Annotated in this window: 8 protein-coding genes and 1 pseudogene; 8 read left to right on the top strand and 1 reads right to left on the bottom strand. The window is 70.8% G+C overall.

The window, feature by feature from the left end; translation table 11 throughout:
• From HV783_RS15190 to HV783_RS15155, 8 genes are all read left to right on the top strand, one after another.
• A partial coding sequence (locus HV783_RS15190; RefSeq protein ID WP_175189414.1) for an alpha-1,4-glucan--maltose-1-phosphate maltosyltransferase occupies positions 1 to 2,364 on the top strand: 2,364 nt, incomplete at its 5' end.
• Between the two features lie 22 nt (positions 2,365 to 2,386).
• On the top strand, positions 2,387 to 5,728 hold the full coding sequence (gene treS / locus HV783_RS15185) for a maltose alpha-D-glucosyltransferase (RefSeq protein ID WP_175189413.1): 3,342 nt from the start codon (positions 2,387 to 2,389) through the stop codon (positions 5,726 to 5,728).
• On the top strand, positions 5,725 to 7,965 hold the full coding sequence (glgB, locus tag HV783_RS15180) for a 1,4-alpha-glucan branching protein GlgB (protein ID WP_254603910.1): 2,241 nt from the start codon (positions 5,725 to 5,727) through the stop codon (positions 7,963 to 7,965). Before treS ends, glgB begins: the two co-directional genes overlap by 4 nt.
• A 2-nt stretch (positions 7,966 to 7,967) precedes the next feature.
• Entirely contained in the window at positions 7,968 to 10,079 is a 2,112-nt protein-coding gene (glgX, locus tag HV783_RS15175; RefSeq protein ID WP_175189412.1) for a glycogen debranching protein GlgX, read from the top strand.
• Positions 10,076 to 11,857 carry a malto-oligosyltrehalose trehalohydrolase gene (gene treZ / locus HV783_RS15170; protein ID WP_175189411.1) on the top strand — a complete coding sequence of 594 codons (1,782 nt, stop codon included), beginning with the start codon at positions 10,076 to 10,078 and terminating at the stop codon, positions 11,855 to 11,857. The genes glgX and treZ overlap by 4 nt, the downstream gene beginning before the upstream one ends.
• Positions 11,854 to 13,974 (top strand): 4-alpha-glucanotransferase, encoded by a 2,121-nt coding sequence (gene malQ / locus HV783_RS15165; protein ID WP_054502979.1) that lies wholly within the window; start codon positions 11,854 to 11,856, stop codon positions 13,972 to 13,974. Before treZ ends, malQ begins: the two co-directional genes overlap by 4 nt.
• Positions 13,971 to 16,667: a malto-oligosyltrehalose synthase gene (gene treY / locus HV783_RS15160; RefSeq protein WP_175189410.1), complete on the top strand. Its 2,697-nt coding sequence runs from the start codon at positions 13,971 to 13,973 to the stop codon at positions 16,665 to 16,667. The genes malQ and treY overlap by 4 nt, the downstream gene beginning before the upstream one ends.
• 246 nt (positions 16,668 to 16,913) lie before the next feature.
• Positions 16,914 to 18,269 carry an amino acid permease gene (locus HV783_RS15155; protein ID WP_240317308.1) on the top strand — a complete coding sequence of 452 codons (1,356 nt, stop codon included), beginning with the start codon at positions 16,914 to 16,916 and terminating at the stop codon, positions 18,267 to 18,269.
• A gap of 75 nt (positions 18,270 to 18,344) precedes the next feature.
• Here HV783_RS15155 and ligD read toward each other — a convergent pair.
• Positions 18,345 to 20,881 (bottom strand): annotated as a pseudogene (gene ligD, locus HV783_RS15150) (DNA ligase D).
• Positions 20,882 to 20,883: the final 2 nt, after the last annotated feature.

The following is a 20,883-nucleotide window of genomic DNA, read 5'->3' as shown; positions in this document are numbered from 1 at the left end:
ACCGCGGCCCTGAGCGGCTGCGGCTGGCTCGCCGACGACATCGGCGAGGCCGGCGGCGCCCCCCAAATCAATGCCTGGTTGCGGCAGGCCCATGCCACCGCCCCGCCCCGGATCGTGGTGGGCCGCGACGGCGGCGCCACCCTGGTGCTGCGCGAGACGGCCGCCGAGGGCGCGGATCTGCTCGCGCTCAATCCCGACGACCAGGCCCCCGCGCGCCTGGACCGGGACCTGGCCGCCGGCCTGCTGCCGCCCGGCGAGCTCTCCCCCCAGGACGGCGCGCCAGCCGACGGCATCCTGGCGCCCGCAGGCCATGCCCGTTATCTGCTGTCCCCCGCCCCGCCGATATGCGCGGCGCCACGGATGGCGGCCCCGGCGCGCGCCGAAGGCGCCCAGGCGCGCATCGCCATCGAGCAGGTCGCGCCCGCCGTCGACGGCGGCGGCTTTCCGGTCAAATGCAGCGTCCACGAACAGATCGAGGTGCGGGCGGACATCTTCATGGACGGCCACGACCAGCTCGCCGCCGAACTTCGCTGGCGCGCCGACGACGAACCCGGCTGGCGCAGCGTGCCGATGGTTCCGGCCGGCAACGACCGCTGGCAGGCCGCCTTCCGCCCGAGCCGGATCGGCCCGCACACCTTCCAGATCGTCGCCTGGTACGACAGTTGGGCCACCTTCCAGCACGAGTTCGAGGTCAAGCACGCTGCCGGCGCCAGCCTGCGGCTCGAGCGCGAGGAAGGGCTGCAATTACTGCGCGAGGCGGACCAGCGCGCCAGCATGGGCGGCGCGTCCGGCGCCGGCGCCGGCCTGCTCAAGCGCGCCATCAAGACCTGCGCCGCGCGGCGCGAGGGCGACGAGCCCGACGCCGAGCAGATTGCGCTGCTGCTCAGCCCGGCGCTGGCGCAGGCCATGCGCGGCCTGGACAGCCATCCGTTCGAGTCGCTGTCCGCCCCCCATCCCATCTGGGTCGACCGGCCGCGCGCGGTCCACGCCGCCTGGTATGAATTGTTTCCGCGCTCCCAGGCGACCGAGGCGGGCCGCCACGGCACGTTCGACGACGTGATCGCGCGCCTGCCCGACATCCGCGAAATGGGCTTCGACGTGCTGTACCTGCCGCCGATCCACCCCATCGGCCGGTCCAACCGCAAGGGCCGCAACAACAGTTTGCAGGCCGGGCCGGACGACGTGGGCAGCCCCTACGCGATCGGATCGGCCGCCGGCGGCCACGACGCCATCGAACCGCAACTGGGCACGCTGGAGGATTTCCTGCGGCTGGTACACGCGGCGCGCGCCCACGGCCTGGAAATGGCCCTGGACTTCGCCATTCAGTGCTCGCCCGATCACCCCTGGCTGGCGCAGCACCCGGACTGGTTTTCGTGGCGGCCCGACGGATCGCTGCGCTACGCCGAGAATCCGCCCAAGAAATACCAGGACATCGTCAACGTGTCGTTCTACGGCCCCGCGCCCAAGCGCGCGCGCAAGCTCGGGCTGTGGCGCGCCCTGCGCGACATCGTGCTGTTCTGGGCGGAACAGGGCGTGCGCACGTTCCGCGTCGACAACCCGCACACCAAGCCGCTGCCGTTCTGGCAGTGGCTGATCGCCGAAATCCACGCGCGCCATCCCGACGTGCTGTTCCTGTCCGAAGCCTTCACCCGCCCCAAGATGATGTACCGGCTGGCGAAGGTGGGATTCACGCAGTCATACACCTACTTCACCTGGCGCAACGACAAGGCCGAGCTGGAAGACTACCTGCGCGAGATCTCGCAGCCGCCGGCGGCGGATTTCTTCCGGCCGCATTTCTTCGTCAACACGCCCGATATCAACCCCCTGTTCCTGCAGACCTCGGGCCGTCCCGGCTTCCTGATCCGCGCGGCGCTCGCCGCGCTGGGCTCGGGGCTGTGGGGCGTCTACAGCGGCTTCGAACTGTGCGAGGCCGCGCCAGTGCCGGGCAAGGAGGAATACCTGGACTCCGAGAAGTACGAACTGCGCCCGCGCGACTGGCGCCAACCCGGCAACATCCGCGCCGACATCGCCCGCCTGAACCAGCTTCGCCGCGCCAACCCCGCCCTGCAGAGCCACCGCGGCCTGACGCTGGCCGCCAGCGGCAATGCGCGCGTCATCGCGTTCGCCAAGGCCACGCCCGGACAGGGCAACGTGATCCTGGCGGCGATCAGCCTGGACCCGTTCCACGCCCAGACGGCCCGCATCGAACCGCCCTACGCGCTCTTCTGCCCGCCGTGGGCCGCCGAGATGGTGGCCGAGGACCTGCTGGCCGAACGGCGCGAAACCTGGCGGGGCGGCGCCCGCGAAGTGGCGCTGTCTCCCGAACAACCCTATCGCATCTGGCGGCTGTCGCGTCATGGTTGACGCCGCCATGGAGCCCGCAACCATGAACAGCGATACCCCGCCCCAGGACGACGGCCTCTGGTACAAGGACGCGGTCGTCTACCAACTGCACGTGAAGTCGTTCTTCGACTCCAACGACGATGGCGTCGGCGACCTGCCGGGGCTGATCTCCAAGCTGGACTACATCGCCAACCTTGGCGTGGACACGATCTGGCTGCTGCCGTTCTACCCCTCGCCGCGGCGCGACGACGGCTATGACATCGCCGACTATCGCGGCGTGCACCCGGACTACGGCACCGTGGCCGACGTGCGCCGGCTGATCCGGGCGGCGCACGCGCGCGGCCTGCGGGTGATCACGGAACTGGTGGTCAACCACACGTCCGACCAGCATCCGTGGTTCCAGCGCGCCCGCAGTTCGCGGCCCGGTTCGGCCGCGCGCAACTTCTACGTGTGGTCGGACAACGACAAGGCCTATGCCGGCACCCGCGTCATCTTCTGCGACACCGAAAAATCCAACTGGACCTGGGACCCGGTGGCCAACGCCTACTTCTGGCACCGCTTCTACTCGCACCAGCCCGACCTGAACTACGACAACCCGCAGGTGCTCAAGGAAGTGCTGGCGGTGATGCGCCATTGGCTGGACATGGGCGTGGACGGCCTGCGGCTGGACGCGGTGCCCTACCTGGTCGAGCGCGAGGGCACCAACAACGAGAACCTGCCCGAGACCCACCAGGTGCTCAAGCGCATCCGCGCCGTGATCGATAGCGAATATCCCGGGCGCCTGCTGCTGGCCGAGGCCAACCAGTGGCCCGAGGACGCGCAGGAATACTTCGGCAATGGCGACGAATGCCATATGTCGTTCCACTTCCCGCTGATGCCGCGCATGTACATGGCCATCGCGCAGGAAGACCGCTTTCCCATCACCGACATCATCCGCCAGACGCCGGACATCCCCGCCACCTGCCAGTGGGCCATTTTCCTGCGCAACCACGACGAACTGACGCTGGAGATGGTCACCAGCCGCGAGCGCGACTATCTCTGGAGCGTCTACGCGGCCGATCCGCGCGCCCGCATCAACCTGGGCATCCGACGGCGGCTGGCGCCGCTGCTGGAACGCGACAGGCGCCGGGTCGAACTGATGAACAGCCTGCTCTTGTCGATGCCCGGCACGCCGGTGCTGTATTACGGCGACGAACTGGGCATGGGCGACAACGTGCACCTGGGCGACCGCGACGGCGTGCGCACGCCGATGCAGTGGTCGCCCGACCGCAACGGCGGCTTCTCGCGCGCCGACCCCGAACGGCTGCCGCTGCCGGTGCTGATGGGACCGCTGTACGGCTATGAAGCCGTGAATGTCGAGGCCCAGCAGCGCGATCCGCATTCGCTGCTGAACTGGACCCGCCGCATGCTGGCGCAGCGCCGCCAGACCCACGCCTTCGGGCGCGGCACGCTGCGTTTCATCCAGGCCGGCAACCGCAAGATCCTGGCCTACCTGCGGCAGTGGCGCGACACCACCATCCTGTGCGTGGCCAACCTGTCCAACGCCGCCCAGCCGGTCGAGCTGCCGCTGCAGGCCTTCAATGGCCGGGTGCCGGTCGAAATGCTGGGCGGCACGCCGTTTCCCGCGATCGGCGAACTGCCGTACCTGTTGACGCTGCCGCCTTACGGCTTTTACTGGATGGACCTGAGCGCCAACGCGGCGCCGCCGGGCTGGCATGCCAGTCCGCCGGAACGCATGCCGGAACTGGTTACGCTGGTCCTGCGCGGCCACGCCAACGCGGTGCTGACCGACGCCTCGCGTCTCGCGCTCGAAACCGAAGTCCTGCCCGAATACCTGGCGCGCCAGCGCTGGTTCCCCGGCAGCGCCGCGCCGCCGCGCGCACAGTTGGCCTATGCCACGCCGTTCGGCGCCGATGGCGCGGAGTACTACTGGGCCGAGGCCGAGCCGGCCGATGCCCCCGCCACGCAACGGGTGCAGGTGCCCTTCGCACTGGTATGGGACGAAACCGCGCAGATCCAGTATCCGATCGCGCGGGTGCGGCGCGGACCGGAGGTCGGCATCCTTGCCGACGCGTTCCTGCAGCCCGGCTTCGTGCTGGGGATCGTCGCGGCCCTGCGCGCCGCCCGGGAATGGGACGGCCGCCAGGGCGGCAAGCCGGGCGAGCGCCCCGGCGTCATCCGCTGCCTGCCCGAGCCCGGCCTGGCGACGCTCGACCTCGGCGGCGAACCGGCGCTGCAATGGATCAGCGGCGAACAATCCAACAGTTCGGTGGTGATCGGCGGGCAGGCCATCCTGAAACTGCTGCGCAATGTCCAGCCCGGCCTGTCGGCCGAAGTGGAAATGAGCCGCCACCTGACGCGCGCCGGCTACGCCAACATGCCCGCCCTGCTGGGCGAAGTCCGGCGGATCGATGCCGAGGACACGCCGTGCACGCTGGCCGTGCTGTATGCCTACATTCCCAACGAAGGCGACGCCTGGACCTGGACACTCGATTTCCTCAAGCGCGCCCTCGGCACCGCGCTGCTGGGGGGCGACAGCCCCGAGGAATTCGAGGCCAGCCTGGAAGGCTATGCCACCCTGGCCAACACCATGGGCCGGCGCGTGGCGCAATTGCACCAGGCCCTGTCGCGGCCCAGCGACGATCCGGCCTTCGCGCCCGCGGTGGCGTCGCGCGAGGCGGGCGACGCGCTCGCGGCCCAGGTCAACGCGCAACTGGACCGCGCCGCGCAGGCGCTGCGCGCGCGCCTGGACGCGCTGGAGCCCCCCTCACGCGCTTGCGCCCAATGGCTGTTCGAACACCACGAACGCCTGGCGGCGCGGGTCGAAAGCATGGCCCAGGCGCTCGCCGGCAGCCCGCTGATCCGCGTCCACGGCGACCTGCACCTGGGCCAGATCCTGGTGGCGCAGACCGACGCCTACCTGATCGATTTCGAGGGCGAACCCGATCAACCGCTGGCGTTGCGCCGGCAATTGGCTTCGCCCGCCAAGGATGTGGCCGGCATGCTGCGCTCGTTCGACTATGCCGCGGCCGCCGTGGCGCGCCAGGATCCCCTGGGCGGCGCGCCGGCCGACGCCAATGCCGCGCCGGTGGAGAATGCGGCCGCGTCGAACTCGCCGGGGCAATTGCGCGATGCGCTGCTGGCGCGCTTTCGCGCCCGCGCCACCGAAGCCTTCCTGCAGGGCTACGAGGAAGCCGCCGTGGCCAACGCCCCGCGATGGCGCACCCTGCTGCAATTGGCGCAGCTCGAAAAGGCCGCCTACGAAATCGCCTACGAGGCCGGCCACCGGCCCGATTGGCTGTCCATTCCCCTGTGCGCGCTGGGCGCCCTGGCGCACACCCTGCTGCAGAACGCGGCCATCGATGCCGAGGATCCGACCTCATGAACCGACGCCACGCCTCTTCCCGCGGCGCCGCCGGCGCGAACGGCCGTCCGCCGCCGGCCGCGCCTTCCCTGGCGCCCCCTCTGGACGCGGCGCAGCGCACCGCCCTGGTCGCCGGCCTGCATGGCGACCCCTTCGCCGTGCTGGGCCCGCATGACGGCCACGTGCGGGTGCTGGCGCCCGACGCGCGGTCGGTCACCGTGATCGGCGCCGATGAGGCGCGCCACCCGCTGGCCGATGACGGCGACGGCCTGTTCAGCGGCCCCGCGGACTGCGCCCGCGCCGGCGAGCCTGCCTCGTACCGGCTGGAGATCGAATGGCCGCAGGCGTTGCAGCGCACCGCCGACCCATATGCATTCGGCCCATTGCTGCCGGCCGACGCCTTGCGCGGGTTGGCGGCCGGCGACTGGCGGGCCGCCCTGGACTGGCTCGGCGCGCGGCCCGCCACGGTCGATGGCGTCGCCGGGCTGCGCTGCGCCGTCTGGGCGCCGAACGCGCGCCGCGTGGCGCTGGTCGGCGACTTCAATAGCTGGGATCCCCGCCGCCACGGCATGCGGCTGCGGCACGAGGCCGGCGTCTGGGAGCTGTTCGTGCCCGACGTCGCGGCGGGCTCGGCCTACAAGTTCGCCGTCACCGACGCGACCGGCGCGATCCGTTTCAAGGCCGACCCGCACGCGCGCCGCGCCGAACTGCCGCCGGCAACCGCCTCGGTGGTGGACGACGCGGCGCCCTATCCGTGGACGGACGGCGACTGGATGCGCGGCCGCGGGAACCGCCATGGCGCGGACGCGCCCATCGCGATCTATGAAGTCCACGCGGGCTCATGGCTGTCCACCGGCGACGATGCCTGCGCCTGGCGGCAATTGGCCGACAAGCTGCCGGCCTACGCCGCGTCGATGGGGTTTTCACATATCGAACTGATGCCGATCATGGAACATCCGTTCGGCGGCTCGTGGGGCTACCAGCCGCTGGGCTTGTTCGCGCCCAGCGCGCGCTTCGGTCCGCCGGCGGCCTTCGCGCACTTCGTCGACCGCTGCCACGCCGCCGGCGTCGGCGTCATCCTGGACTGGGTGCCCGCGCACTTTCCCGATGACGCCCATGGCCTGGCGCGCTTTGACGGCACGGCGCTTTACGAATACGACGACCCGCGCGAGGGCTACCACCCCGACTGGCACACGCTGGTCTACAACCTGGGACGCACCGAAGTGCGGGGATTCATGATCGCCAGCGCCCTGCACTGGCTGCAACGCTTCCACGTCGATGGCCTGCGCGTGGACGCGGTGGCGTCCATGCTGTACCGCGACTACAGCCGGCGGCCCGGCGAATGGATTCCCAACCGCCACGGCGGCCGCGAGAACCTGGAGGCCGTCGATTTCCTGCGCGCGCTGAACCAGGCGGTGCGCCACGAGGTGCCCGACGCGATCATGGTCGCCGAGGAGTCCACCGCCTGGCCCGGCGTGACCGCCCCGGTGGCCGAGGGCGGCCTGGGCTTTCACTACAAGTGGAACATGGGCTGGATGCATGACACCCTGCGCTACCTGCGCGAAGACCCGGTGCACCGCAAGCACCACCACGGCGAGCTGACTTTCAGCATGGTCTACGCCTATGCCGAACGCTACGTCCTGCCGCTGTCGCACGACGAGGTGGTGCACGGCAAGGGCTCGCTGCTGAACAAGATGCCCGGCGACGCCGCCGCACGCCTGGCCAACCTGCGCGCCTACCTGGGCTACATGTGGGCCCATCCGGGCAAGAAGCTGCTGTTCATGGGCGGCGAGATCGCCCAGCCCGACGAATGGAACCACGATGCGCCGCTGGATTGGAACCTCCTGGACGATCCGCCTCGCAGGGGCGTGCAGCGGCTGGTCGGCGACCTGAACCGGCTGTACCGCGACCAGCCCGCGCTGCACGCGCTTGACGCCGACCCCGCCGGATTCGCCTGGGTGGTGCTGGATGACGCCGACAACAGCGTGGTCGCCTTCCTGCGCACCGATGGCGCGGCGCAAATGCTGGCGATCAGCAACTTCACGCCGGTGGCCCGGGACGGCTACCGCGTCGGCGTGCCGCTGCCCGGCCGCTGGGCCGAAGTCCTCAATACCGATGCCGGCGCCTATGGCGGCGCCGGCGGCGGCAACCTTGGGCTGGCGCGCACCGCGCCGGAGCCGGCGCACGGCCATGCCCAATCGCTGGCCCTGGCGCTGCCGGCCCTGTCCACCCTCTACTTCAGGCATGAAGGCGAATGACCATGGATCCCTCCCTGTTGACCCGCATGACCGCCGGCCACCCCTATCCGCTGGGGGCCGTCAGCGACGGCCTGGGCGTGAACTTCGCCGTGTTCTCGGCCAACGCCACCCGCATCGAGGTCTGCCTGTTCGATGCCCGCGGCCGCAAGGAACTGCGCCGTTTCGATCTGCCGGAATGCACCGACGAGATCTGGCACGGCTACCTGCCCGATGCCCAGCCGGGCCTGGTCTACGGCTTGCGCGCCCATGGCCCGTACGACCCGCGCAACGGCCACCGCTTCAACCCGCACAAGCTGCTGCTGGACCCCTACGCGCGCCAGCTCACCGGCCCTGTCAACTGGAGCGATGCGCTGTTTGGATACCGCCTCAACCACGCCCGCGCCGACCTGGCGATGGACCGGCGCGACAGCGCTCCCGCCATGCCCAAGGCGATCGTGGTGGAGGATCTGCCGTTCAACTGGGGCAACAGCAAGCCGCCGCGCACCGCCTGGGCCGACAGCGTCATCTACGAGATGCACCTGCGCGGCGCCTCGATGCAGCGCGAAGACCTGCGTCAACCGCTGCGGGGCACCAGCGCGGCGCTGGCCGATCCGCGCTTCATCGAGCACCTGCAACGGCTGGGCGTGACCGCGATCGAACTGCTGCCGGTGCACGCCTTCCTGCAGGACCGCTTCCTGCTCGAGCGCGGGCTGCGCAACTACTGGGGCTACAACACGCTGTCGTTCTTCGCGCCCGAACCGTCGTACCTGCAGCACGGCCCCAACGACCTGCGCCAGGCCATTCGCCGCCTGCACGCTGCCGGCCTGGAGGTCATCCTCGACGTGGTCTACAACCACACCTGCGAAGGCAACGAACTGGGGCCGACGCTGTCCTGGCGCGGGCTGGACAATGCCAGCTACTACCGCCTGGTGCCGGGCGAGGAGCGCCACTACATCAACGACACCGGCTGCGGCAACACGGTCAACCTGTCCCATCCGCGAGTGCTGCAGATGGTGACCGATTCACTGCGCCACTGGGTGCGGTCCTATGGCGTGGATGGCTTCCGCTTCGACCTGGGGGTCACGCTGGGGCGCGAAGGCACCGGCTTCGATCCGGGGTCGGGCTTTTTCGACGCCGTGCTGCAGGACCCGGAACTGGCGGGGATCAAGCTCATTTCCGAACCGTGGGACATCGGCCCGGACGGCTACCAGCTCGGCAACCACCCGCCCGGCTTCGCCGAGTGGAACGACCGCTACCGCGACACGACGCGGCGCTACTGGCGCGGCGACGAGGGGCAGCGCGGCGACATGGCGGCGCGGCTGACCGGCTCGCGCGACGTCTTCGACCGCCGCCACCGGCGCCCCTGGGCCAGCGTCAACTTCGTCGCCTCGCACGATGGCTTCACCGTGCGCGACGTCGTCAGCTACGACGGCCGCCACAACGAGGCCAATGGCGAGAACGGCGACGACGGCCATCCCGAGAACTACAGCAGCAATTGGGGCGAGGAAGGTCCCAGCCAGGACGAGGCGGTGCTGGAACGGCGCGACCGGGTGCAGCGGGCGCTGCTGGCCACGCTGTGCCTGTCGGATGGCACGCCCATGCTGCTGGCCGGGGATGAATTCGGCAACACCCAGGACGGCAATAACAACGCCTACTGCCAGGACAATCCCCTGTCCTGGCTCGACTGGACCCAGGCCCAGAGCGATGAAGGCCGCGCGCTGAGCCAGGCGGTGGCGCGCGCGCTGGCCTTGCGGCGCGGTCATCCTTCCCTGCGGGCCGCGCGCTATGGCGACGCCGCCCGCGAAGTCTGCCCCGGCGTGGCCGCCATCGCCTGGTTCAACCCCGACGGCCGCCCCATCGAACCGGCCTCCTGGGAAGATGTCACCGCCAAGTCCCTCGCCCTGCGCCGCGCCGCGCTGCGTGACGACGGCAGCGCCGACATCACGCTGCTGCTGCTCAATCCCGGCGCCGAGCCGGCCGCCTTCACGCTGCCAGCGCCGGCGCTGGCCTGGATCCGCGAGCTGGATTCCTCCGCGCCGACCGCCGCGGCGCCCGTCAATCAGGGAGAACTCGTGGTGCCGGCGCAGAGCCTGGTGCTGCTGGCGGCCGCCCACATTCCGGAGCAGGCGCAATGACCGCATGGCCCGAACCATTTTCCTTCGGCGCCCTGCCGCTGCCCGATGGCCGCACGCGCTTTCGCCTGTGGGCGCCTTCCGCGCCCCCCGGGCTGGCCCTGCTGATCGAGGGCCGCGATCCCATCGCGCTGCGGCGCGACGCGCAGGGGTACGCGCAGGTGGATGTGGATTGCGGCCCGGGCACGCGCTACCGCTACCGCATCGGCGACGCGCTGGTGGTGCCCGATCCCGCCTCGCGCCTGCAGGCCGGCGACGTGCGTGAGGCCAGCGTGGTCACCGGCCTCGACACCTACCCATGGCGGCATCCGGGATGGCGCGGCCGGCCATGGGAGGAGACCGTGCTGTACGAAGTGCACGTGGGCCTGGCAGGCGGCTATGCCGGCCTGCGGCAACGCCTGCCCGCCCTCGCCGACCTTGGCGTCACGTTGCTCGAACTGATGCCGCTGGCCGATTTCCCCGGGCCGCGCAACTGGGGCTACGACGGCGTGCTGCCGTACGCGCCCGACACCGCCTACGGCACGCCCGAGGAACTGAAGGACCTCATCGATACCGCCCACGGCCTGGGCATGGGCGTGATGCTGGACGTGGTCTACAACCATTTCGGCCCTGATGGCAATTTCCTGTCGCAATACGCCGCGCCGTTCTTCCGCGACGACGTGCCCACGCCGTGGGGCGCGGCCATCGATCTGCGCCAGGCCGCCGTGCGCCGCTATTTCGAGGAAAGCGCGCTTCATTGGCTCATCGAATACCGTTTCGACGGCCTGCGGCTTGACGCCGTGCATGCCATCATCGACCAGGACTGGCTGGAGGAATTGGCGCGCCACCTGCGCGGCCAGTTGCCGCAACGCCACCTGCACCTGGTGCTGGAGAACGACGACAACCGCGCGTCGCTGCTCGGCGCCGGTTACGACGCGCAATGGAACGACGACGCGCACCACGTGCTGCACCACCTGCTGACCGGCGAATCGCATGGCTACTACGCCGATTACACGCGCTATCCGGCCCAGGCGCTGGCCCAATGCCTGGAGCAAGGCTGGCTGTACCAGGGCCAGCCCTCGGCCCATCGCGGCGGCCGCCCGCGTGGCGAACCCAGCGCCCACCTGCCGCCCACGGCTTTCGTGCTGTTCCTGCAGAACCACGACCAGACCGGCAACCGCGCCCAGGGCGAACGCCTGACCACCCTGACGCCATCGCCGGACCGCCTGCGCGCGGCGGTCGCCCTGCAACTGCTGGCCCCGCAGATCCCCCTGATCTTCATGGGCGAGGAATGCGGCAGCACCGCGCCCTTCCTCTACTTCACCAGCCATGCCGATCCGGCGCTGGCGCGGGCGGTGCGCGAGGGCAGGCGCCGCGAGTTCCCGGCCCTCTCGCTCGACGCGGCCGCGGTGCCCGACCCCGGCGCCATCGACACCTATGCCCGCAGCCAGCCATGGACCGCCGAACACAGCGACGAGGGCAAGGCCTGGCGCACCTATTACCGGGCGCTGCTGCACCTGCGGCGGCAGCTCATCGCGCCGCGCCTGCGCGGCGCGGTCAGCCTGGGCGCCCTGGCGCTGGGCGCCGCCACCGCGCTCGCCCGCTGGCGGCTGGGCGATGGCGCGGTGCTCTCGCTGTACGTCAACCTGGGCGACGCGCCTGAATCCCTGCCGCCCGATCTGTCGCCGCCCCCGGCGGACTGCGACCTGTTGTTCGAGTCGCTGCCCGGCGCGTTCAACGCGCTGCGCACCGGCAGCGTGTGCGGCAACAGCGCGACCTACCTGCTGGAGAACACGCCATGACCGCCTCGCTGTCCGCGCTGGCCAAGGCCGCCGGCCTGGCGGAACATTGGACCGACGCCCACCAGCGGGCCCGCGTCGTCGCGCCCGACACGCTGCGCGCCCTGCTGCGCGCGATGGACCTGCCCGCCGACAGCGACGCGGACATCCGCGACAGCCACGAACGGCTGGCCAGCGCCCGCGGCGCGGCGCAACTGCCGGCCATGCTGGTCGGCATCGCCGGCGGCATGCTGAAGGTGCCGCCTTCGTGCGCGGGGCGCTACGAGATCAGCGCCGCGCACGCCAGGCCGCTGGCCGGGGAAACCACCCCGGACGCCGCCGGCCAGCCGGAGATCGCCCTCCCCACCGTTCCCGGCTACTACACCCTGGCGCTGCGCGCCGGCGCCACCCTCCTGGCGGTGGCGCCGGCCAGCGCCCCCACGCCCTCCCAATTGCTGGGCGAGCCCCGGCCGCGCGCCTGGGGCCTGGCGGTACAGGTCTACAGCCTGCGACGCGCCAGCGACGATCCGGTTCACGCGACCCAGGGCCATGGCGATTTCGGCGCGCTGCGCGAGCTGGCCGCGAGCGCGGGCGCAGCGGGCGCGGACGCGCTGGCGATCAGTCCGGTCCACGCGATGTTCGCCGCGGATCCCGAGCAGTACAGTCCCTATTCGCCTTCGAGCCGGCTGTTCCTCAACACGCTCTATGCCGATCCCGCCGCCGTGCTCGGCGACAGGCCGGTGCGCGCGGCGCTGGCGCGGATGGGGCCGCTGGCGCAACAGGCGCTGCATGCCCTGGACAAGCAGGACCTGATCGACTGGCCGCAGACCGCCCGCGCCCGCCAGCGGCTGCTGCGCGAACTGCATCGCGATTTCGAGCGCACGGCGACGCCGCAGCAGCGCCAGGCGCTGCAGGCGTTCCGCGCGGCCGGCGGACAGTCCCTGCACGACCATGCGCTGTTCGAAGCGCTGCACGAACACCTGGGCCGCATGCCCGGCGCGCCTCGCGCCTGGACCGCGTGGGCGGACGGCCTGCGCGATCCCCGTTCCGCCGAGGTCCGCGATTTCGCCCAGGCGCAGGCGGCCGAACTGGACTTCCACATCTTCGCGCAATGGCTGGCCGCGGTCAGCCTGTCTCAGGCGCAGCAGACGGCCAGGCGCGCCGGCATGCGCGTGGGCCTGATCGCCGACCTGGCCATCGGCGCCAGCCCCGCCGGCAGCCATGCCTGGAGCCACCAGGCCGACCTGGTGCGGCACGCCGGCGTGGGTGCGCCGCCCGATATCTACAATCCGCAGGGGCAGGCCTGGGGCCTGACGGCGCTGTCGCCGCAGGCCCTGCGCCAATCCGGCTATGCCGCCTTCCTCGCGTTGCTGCGCGCAGGCCTGGCCCACGCCGGCGGACTGCGCATCGACCACATCCTGGGCATGGCGCGCCTGTGGCTGATCCCGAAGGGCGCGCCGGCCAGCGACGGCGCCTACCTGCGCTATCCGCTGCGCACGCTGCTGCGGCTGACGGCGCTGGAGGCGTGGCGCCACCAGGCGCTGGTGATCGGCGAAAACCTGGGCACCGTGCCCGAGGGCTTTGACGACACGCTGCGCGACCACGGACTGCTGGGCATGGACGTGTTGTGGTTCATGCGGGATGCGGCCGGCCCGCGTCGCGCGGCCGGCTTCGTCGCGCCCGAGGCCTGGCCGGCCCCGGCCGCCGCCATGACGACCACCCATGACCTGCCCACGCTCGCGGGCTGGTGGCGCGGCCGCGATCTCGACTGGCGCAGCGGGCTTGGCCTGCTCGGCGCCGACGAGCGCGAAACCGACCTGCGCGCGCAGCGCCAAGCGGACCGCGAATGCCTGTGGCAGGCGGTGCGCGACCATGCGCGCCTGCCGCCCGACACGCCCGCGCCTGCGCAAGCGCCCAGCGCCTCGTTGCTGGCCTTCGTCGCGGCCACGCCGTGCCCCCTGGCCCTGGTGCCCCTGGAGGATGCCACCGGCGCGATCGACCAACCCAACCTGCCGGGCGCCGACAGCCGCCATCCCAACTGGCGGCAGCGCCAGCCCCTGGCGGCGGCGGATTGCCTGAAGGACCCGGCGGTGCGCGAACGCCTCGCCCCGCTGCGGTCCCTGCGCGGACGCAAACCATGAACAGCCACGCACCTGTCCTGCCGGCGGGGGCCGGCCGCCCCCGGGCCACGCTGCGCCTGCAACTGCACGCGGGCTTCACCCTCGACGACGCCCGCGCGCAACTGCCCTACTTCGCGGGCCTCGGCATCAGCCATCTGTACCTGTCGCCCATCACCCAGGCACGCGCCGGGTCCACCCATGGCTACGACGTGATCGACCACGGACGGGTCAGCGTCGACCTGGGCGGCGAGGCGGCGCTGCGGCGCCTGGCGGCGCAGGCGCGCGCGCGCGGCATGGGGCTGATCGCCGACATCGTGCCCAACCACATGGCGACCGACGTCGCCAACGCCTGGTGGGCGGACGTATTGCGCCATGGCGAGCGCAGTCCGCATTCGCGCTGCTTCGACATCGACTGGCGCGCGCCCGATCCGGCCCTGCGCGGCAAGGTGCTGCTGCCGGTGCTGCCGGAACCCTACGGCGTCTGCCTCGAGAACGGCGACATTACGTTGGCATACGCCCCCGGACAAGGCTATGCCATCGCCATCGGCGACCAGCGCTACCCGCTGGAGCAGGCCCCGCAATCCGAACAATCCCCCGCGCGGACCTGCGCCGCGCATGCGCCCGCCACGCCCCAGGGCCGGCGCCGGCTGCATCAGTTGCTGGAGCGCCAGCATTACCGCCTGGCCTGGTGGCGCACCGCGCCCGATCAGATCAACTGGCGGCGCTTCTTCGAGATCACCGAGCTGGTCGGCGTGCGGGTCGAGGACGACATCGTGTTCGACGCCGTGCATGCCCTGCCCCTGCGGCTGGTGCAGGAGGGCGTGCTGGACGGCCTGCGCATCGACCATGTCGACGGCCTGGCCATGCCGGGTGCGTACCTGCGGCGGCTGCGCGCGGCCCTGTCCCGGGCCGCGCCGGCGCGCGCGCAGGCCGGCCTGTCAGGCGCGCCTTACCTGATCGTGGAGAAAATCCTCGCCCAGGACGAACCCCTCGACCCGCGCTGGCCCGTCGATGGCACCACCGGCTACGATTTCATGGACCAGGTCGGCGCGCTGCTGCACGTGGCCGACGCCCGGGAGCCGCTGGAGGCCTTCTGGCAAACGCTCACCGGCGACCGCCGGCCGCCATCGACGCAACTGCTGCGGGCGCGCGAGCTGATGCTGGCGCGCCACTTCGCCGCCGAGCGGCTGGTGCTGGTGCGCGCGCTCACCCGGATCGCCCGGCTCGACCTGCGCACCCGCGACTGGACCGCGCCCGCCATCGACCGCGTGCTGAGCGCGTTGCTGGCGGCGTTTCCCGCGTATCGCAGTTATGCGGAGGATGGCGGTCGCGGCGCCACCGATCGCCACCATTGGCGGATCGCCCTGGCCGGCGCGCGCGCCAGCCTGCCCGCCCCGGCCGACAGCGCCGACGGCCGCCTGCTGGCGCTGCTGGATCAATGGCTGGACGGCTCGGCCGGCGAGCCCCAGGAGGAAAGCGCCGCCACCGCCCTGCGCAGCGCGCGGGCGCGGGCGCTGCGCCACTTCCAGCAACTCACCCCGCCCCTGGCCGCCAAGGCCCTGGAAGACACGCTGTTCTATCGCCATGGCCCTTTGCTCTCGCGCAATGAGGTGGGTTCATCGCCCACCCGGTTCGCCCTGGCGCCGAAGGCGTTTTTCGACGCCTGCGCCGCGCGCGCCAGCAGCCATCCCGACGCCATGCTGGCCACCGCCACCCACGACCACAAGCGCGGCGAAGACAGCCGCTGCCGACTGGCCGCGCTGAGCGAAATCCCGCAGGCCTGGATCGCCGCCGCGAGCGACTGGATCGAACGCCTGGCCCCGCGCGACGGCATGCCGTCGCGCGCCGACCGCTACCTGCTGCTGCAGACGCTGGTCGGAGCCTGGCCGCTGGAGCTGGCGCCCGAGGACATTGGCGACCGCCCCGACGCTGTCGCCGCCCTTATCGAGCGCGTGGCGCAATGGCAGCAGAAGGCGCTGCGCGAAGCCAAGCTGCACACGCGCTGGACCGCGCCCGACATCCCCTACGAAGACGCGGCCCGGCAGGCGCTGGACGCGCTGGCGCACACCGCCGGCGGCCGCGGCCTGCTGCGGGAGATCGCGGATTTCGCCGAACGGCTGGCGCCCGCCGGCCTGGTCAACAGCCTGACCCAGACGCTGCTGCGCTATACCCTGCCGGGCATGCCCGATCTGTACCAGGGCGCCGAACTGTGGGACTTCAGCCTGGTCGATCCCGACAACCGCCGTCCCGTGGACTACGCACGCCGCGCGGCCTTGCTGGCCGAGGCGGCCGGCGACGGCGCCCTCGACACCAGCGCCGCCGCGTGGCGCAGCGGCGCGATCAAGCAGGCACTGATCCAGCGGTCGCTGGCGCTGCGCGCCCGTCACCCCGAACTGCTGCGCGACGGCGTGTTGCTGCCCCTCGAGATACGCGGACCGCGCGCGTCGCGCCTGCTGGCGTTCCTGCGCCGCCATGCGGGCCAGGCTCTGCTGGTCCTCGCGCCCCATCATTGCGCCACCGCCATTGCCGGCTATGCGCGCGGCGATGGCGCGACCGCCCGCGCCTATTGGGCGGACACGCATGTGATCCTGCCGGCCGGCGTGGGAGGCGAGCTGCATGACGTGCTGTCCGACCGCCGGCATCCGGCCGCGGCGCTGAACGTTGCCGACCTGTTGCATGACGTGCCGGTGGCGTTGTGCCTGCTATCAGTCTGATTATCTCGCTCGCGCGCAACAAAACCTGGCACTTGCAACAGGACATGGCACGCGCGCCAACCCTCGCGGCATGGGGCGTATGCTCCTACGCTTAATAGCAAAAAGCGATAAACCGGCAGGGGACATGCCTCTTTTCCATTCCGATGGCGAACACGCCATGGCCCCCGCGCATCCGGAGAGGAGAAGAAGTTGGAGAACACCCCCAATACCGAGCTCAAGGGCGGCCTGAAGTCCCGCCACCTCACGATGATGTCCATCGCCGGCGTCATCGGCGCCGCGCTGTTCGTGGGGTCCGGCAAGCAGATCGCCCTGGCCGGCCCCGCCGTCATCCTGGCCTACATCGGCGGCGGCATCCTGGTCATCCTGGCCATGCGCATGCTGGGCGAGATGGCGGTCGCGCAGCCGGACACCGGCTCGTTCTCGACCTACGCCGACCGCGCCATCGGGCGCTGGGCGGGCTTTACCATCGGCTGGCTCTACTGGTACTTCTGGGCCCTGCTGATGGGCTGGGAAGCCTACGTCGCCGGGCAGATCCTGCACGGCTGGTTCCCGATGGTCCCGGCCTGGGGCTATGCGCTGCTGGTGACGGTGTCGCTGCTGATCGTCAACTTCCTGAACGTGCGCAACTACGGCGAATTCGAATTCTGGTTCGCGCTCATCAAGGTGGTGGCCATCGTGCTGTTCCTGGTGATGGGCAGCCTGGCGCTGGCGCACCTGTGGCCATGGGGCGCCGCCAACGGCTGGGATCACCTGACCAGCCAGGGCTTCATGCCCAACGGCCCCAAGTCCGTGGTGGTGGCGCTGCTGGGCGTGATGTTCGCCTTCATCGGCGCCGAGATCGTCACCGTGGCCGCCGCCGAATCGGCCGACCCGGGACGCGAGATCATCAAGACCACGCGCTCGGTGGTGTGGCGCATCTGCCTGTTCTACGTGGGGTCGATCTTCATCGTGGTCTGCCTGGTGCCGTACAACGCGCCCGGGCTGACGCAGCCGACCCAGGGCACCTACAACGTCGCGCTCGACGCGCTCGGCATTCCGCACGCGCAGTTGATCGTCAACTTCATCGTGCTCACTTCGGTATGCAGTTGCTTCAATTCAGCGCTGTACACCGCCTCGCGCATGCTCTATTCGCTCGCCCGGCGCGGCGACGCCCACCGCGTCATGCAGATCACCGGGCGCAAGACCGGCACGCCCTATGTCGGCGTCATCGTCTCCAGCCTGTTCGCCTTCGCCGCCGTCTGGATGATGGCGACCTCGAAAATGGACGTCTATGACGTGCTGATGCAGGCCACCGGCACCATCGCGCTGTTCGTCTACCTGGCCATCGCCTTCTCGCAATTGCGCATGCGCCAGCGCCTGCAGGCGCGCGGGGTGCGGCTGGAATTCAGGATGTGGCTGTTCCCGTGGCTGACGTATGCGGTGATCGTCTGCATCATCGCCGCCCTGGTCACCATGGTGATCGAAGGCACCTATCGCAACGAAGTGGTCTACACCTCGATCCTGGCCGGCGTCATCGTCGCCATGGGCATCGTGGCGCAGGTGTTCGGCATCGGCACGCGCGCCCGGGCCGAAGCGGAACTGGCGCCGGCGGGCGCCGAGTAGGCCGCCGGCCCCAAGCCCCCGCCTGTTGACCGGCCCCGGCGCCGGTCAACGGCTGGATCGGGGCGCCGAGGCGTCCTACCCGCCCGAATCCGGCTTGAAGTCCATCGCCTTCATGGCCGCGCCCAGCGCTTGCGGGGTGTAGTCGTCCCACGGCGAGTCGCCGACATCCAGGCGCTCATGGATGTTGGCGATGGTCCACTGGTCGCTGGCCCGGACCTCGTCCAGCTCGTCCCACGCCAGCGGCACCGACACCCCCATCCCCGGCCGCGCACGCGCCGACCAGGCCGCCACCGTGGTGGCGCCGAAGCCGTTGCGCAGGTAATCGGCGAAGATCCGGCCGACGCGGTTCTTCGGACCGCTCTTGGCCACGAACACCTGCGGCAGCGTGCGCGCCAGATGCTGGACGATGGCCTGCGAGAACGCCTTGACCGTGTCCCAGTCGTATTGCCGGCGCAGCGGCACCACCACGTGCAGGCCCTTGCCGCCGCTGGTCTTGAGCCAGCTTCGCAAACCGATTTCGCGCAGCATCACGTGGACCAGCCGCGCCGCCTGCTGCATCGACGGCCAGGCCACGCCTTCGCCCGGGTCCAGGTCGAACAACATGCGGTCGGGCTTGTCGATCGCGCTTTTCACCGCGTTCCAGGTGTGGAACTCGACTACGTTCATCTGCGCCGCCGACATGATCGCCTGCGGCGTCGGCACCTCCATCAAGGGCGGATGATCCGGGTCCAGTTCCTGCGGCAGCGGCCGCACGCCCGGCATCGGCGCCTCCAGGTGCTTCTGGAAAAAGAACTCGCCCTTCAGGCCGGACGGGGCGCGCAGAAAGGAAACGGGCCGGTCCTTCAGATGCCGCAGCAGCAGCGGCGCCACCAGCCCGTCGTAGCGCGCCAGGTCCAGCTTGGTCAGCCCCGTGGACGGATCGATGATGCGTTCAGGGTGGGTCAGCTTGCCGGCGCCTGGCTGGGCCTTGCCCGCCTTGGCCTTGCCAGTCTGGGCGTTGCCCGCCTTGGCCTTGCCGGTCTTGGCTTTGCCGGTCTTGGCCTTGCCGGTCTTGCCGGCCGTATCGTCGGACTGCATCGTATCGGCCCCCATCGCCGTCTCCCTGGTGATCGCCCGCGCCGGCTTGTCGGTGCGCAAGCCGCGGAAGACCGGGTGGCGCACATGCCCCGCAGCGGTCCATTCGCCGAACGACACTTCCGCCACCAGCTCGGGCCGCACCCAATGGACGCCGCGGCCAACGCCGGCCGCCTTGACGGCGGGCCGCTCCGTTTCCAGGGCGCTCAGGCGGCGTTGCAGCGCCGCCAGGCCCATGTCGTCAAAGCCGGTGCCGACCTTGCCGGCGTAGACCAGCCCGCCGTCCTCGTCGTGGTACGCCAGCAGCAGCGCGCCCAGCCCCACCCGCGCGCCCTTGGGATCGGTATAGCCGGCAATGACGAATTCCTGCCGGCGGGCGCACTTGAGCTTGACCCAGCTATCGCTGCGGCGCGATACGTAGGGCGCGGACAGGCGCTTGGCGATGATGCCCTCCAGCCCCATCTTGCAGGCCGAGGCCACCAGGTCCGCCGGCGCCGCGTCGAAGGCCTCGCTGAAGCGCAGCGGATCGCCGCCGGCGGCCTCCATGACCCGCGCCAGCACCGCGCGACGCACGCGCAGCGGCTCCTGGCGCAGGTCGCGGCCGGTGACGTAGGGCAGGTCGAACGCGTAGAACAGGATGCCGTCGGTGCGTTCGCCGTCGAAGGCATTCTGCAGCGCCTGGAAGCTGGGCGCGCCGTTGTCGGCCAGCATCACGATCTCGCCGTCGATCCAGGCGTCGGGCAGCGGCAGGCGCTGCAACGCCCGCACCAGGTGCGGCAGCTTCGGCCCCCAGTCATGGCCGTTGCGCGTGTACAGGCGCACCTGGCCCTCCTGCAGCCGCGCCAGCAGACGGTAACCGTCGAACTTCATCTCGTAGATCCAGTCATCGCCGGCCTGGCGCGGCACGCCTTCCACCAGCGTGGCCAATTGCGGCTTGAGCAACTCCGGCAAGGGCGCCGCCTCGCCCGGCAGGTCCGATGCCCCGGCGCCCGACGCCGGCGGCGACGACGGCGACGATCGTCCACCACGCTGAATTCGCTTTCGGCGCGGGCGTGTTCGTCGCGGTCCTTGACCAGCAGCCAGGGCGGCTGCTTTTCCGACTCGCGGCCCTTCATGCGGATCAGCGCCCAGCGTCCACGCATCTTGACGCCATGCAGGTCGAACTTGAGATGGCCGCGCCTGTAGCCCTCGGCCGGATCGCCCACCGGCGACCAGGTGCCGCGATCCCATATGATCACCTTGCCGGCGCCGTACTGGCCCTTGGGGATCTCGCCCTCGAAGCGGTTGTAGGCGATGGGATGGTCTTCCACCTGCACGGCCATGCGCTTGACCGACGGGTCATAGCTGGGTCCCTTGGGCACGGCCCAGCTCTTCATGGCGCCATCCAGTTCCAGCCGGAAGTCGTAGTGCAGGCGGCTGGCCCAGTGCTTCTGGATCACGAAGGCGCGCGCCGCCTCGTTGGCCTGGCCGCCTTCGGCCGGCTCCGACGTCACATTGAAATTGCGCTTGGCGCGGTATTTCGCCAGGGTATCGGCCATGG

Origin of the sequence: Achromobacter dolens, from assembly GCF_902859745.1 — a bacterium.
Taxonomy (GTDB): domain Bacteria; phylum Pseudomonadota; class Gammaproteobacteria; order Burkholderiales; family Burkholderiaceae_B; genus Achromobacter; species Achromobacter dolens.
Note: the sequence above shows the minus strand (reverse complement) of the source record. Positions and strands in the feature narration are given on the sequence as shown.

Coding starts and splice junctions, on each gene's coding strand:
- treS (WP_175189413.1), top strand. CDS start 2,387: ATGAACAGCGATACCCCGCCCCAGGACGACGGCCTCTGGTACAAGGAC.
- glgB (WP_254603910.1), top strand. CDS start 5,725: ATGAACCGACGCCACGCCTCTTCCCGCGGCGCCGCCGGCGCGAACGGC.
- glgX (WP_175189412.1), top strand. CDS start 7,968: ATGGATCCCTCCCTGTTGACCCGCATGACCGCCGGCCACCCCTATCCG.
- treZ (WP_175189411.1), top strand. CDS start 10,076: ATGACCGCATGGCCCGAACCATTTTCCTTCGGCGCCCTGCCGCTGCCC.
- malQ (WP_054502979.1), top strand. CDS start 11,854: ATGACCGCCTCGCTGTCCGCGCTGGCCAAGGCCGCCGGCCTGGCGGAA.
- treY (WP_175189410.1), top strand. CDS start 13,971: ATGAACAGCCACGCACCTGTCCTGCCGGCGGGGGCCGGCCGCCCCCGG.
- HV783_RS15155 (WP_240317308.1), top strand. CDS start 16,914: ATGATGTCCATCGCCGGCGTCATCGGCGCCGCGCTGTTCGTGGGGTCC.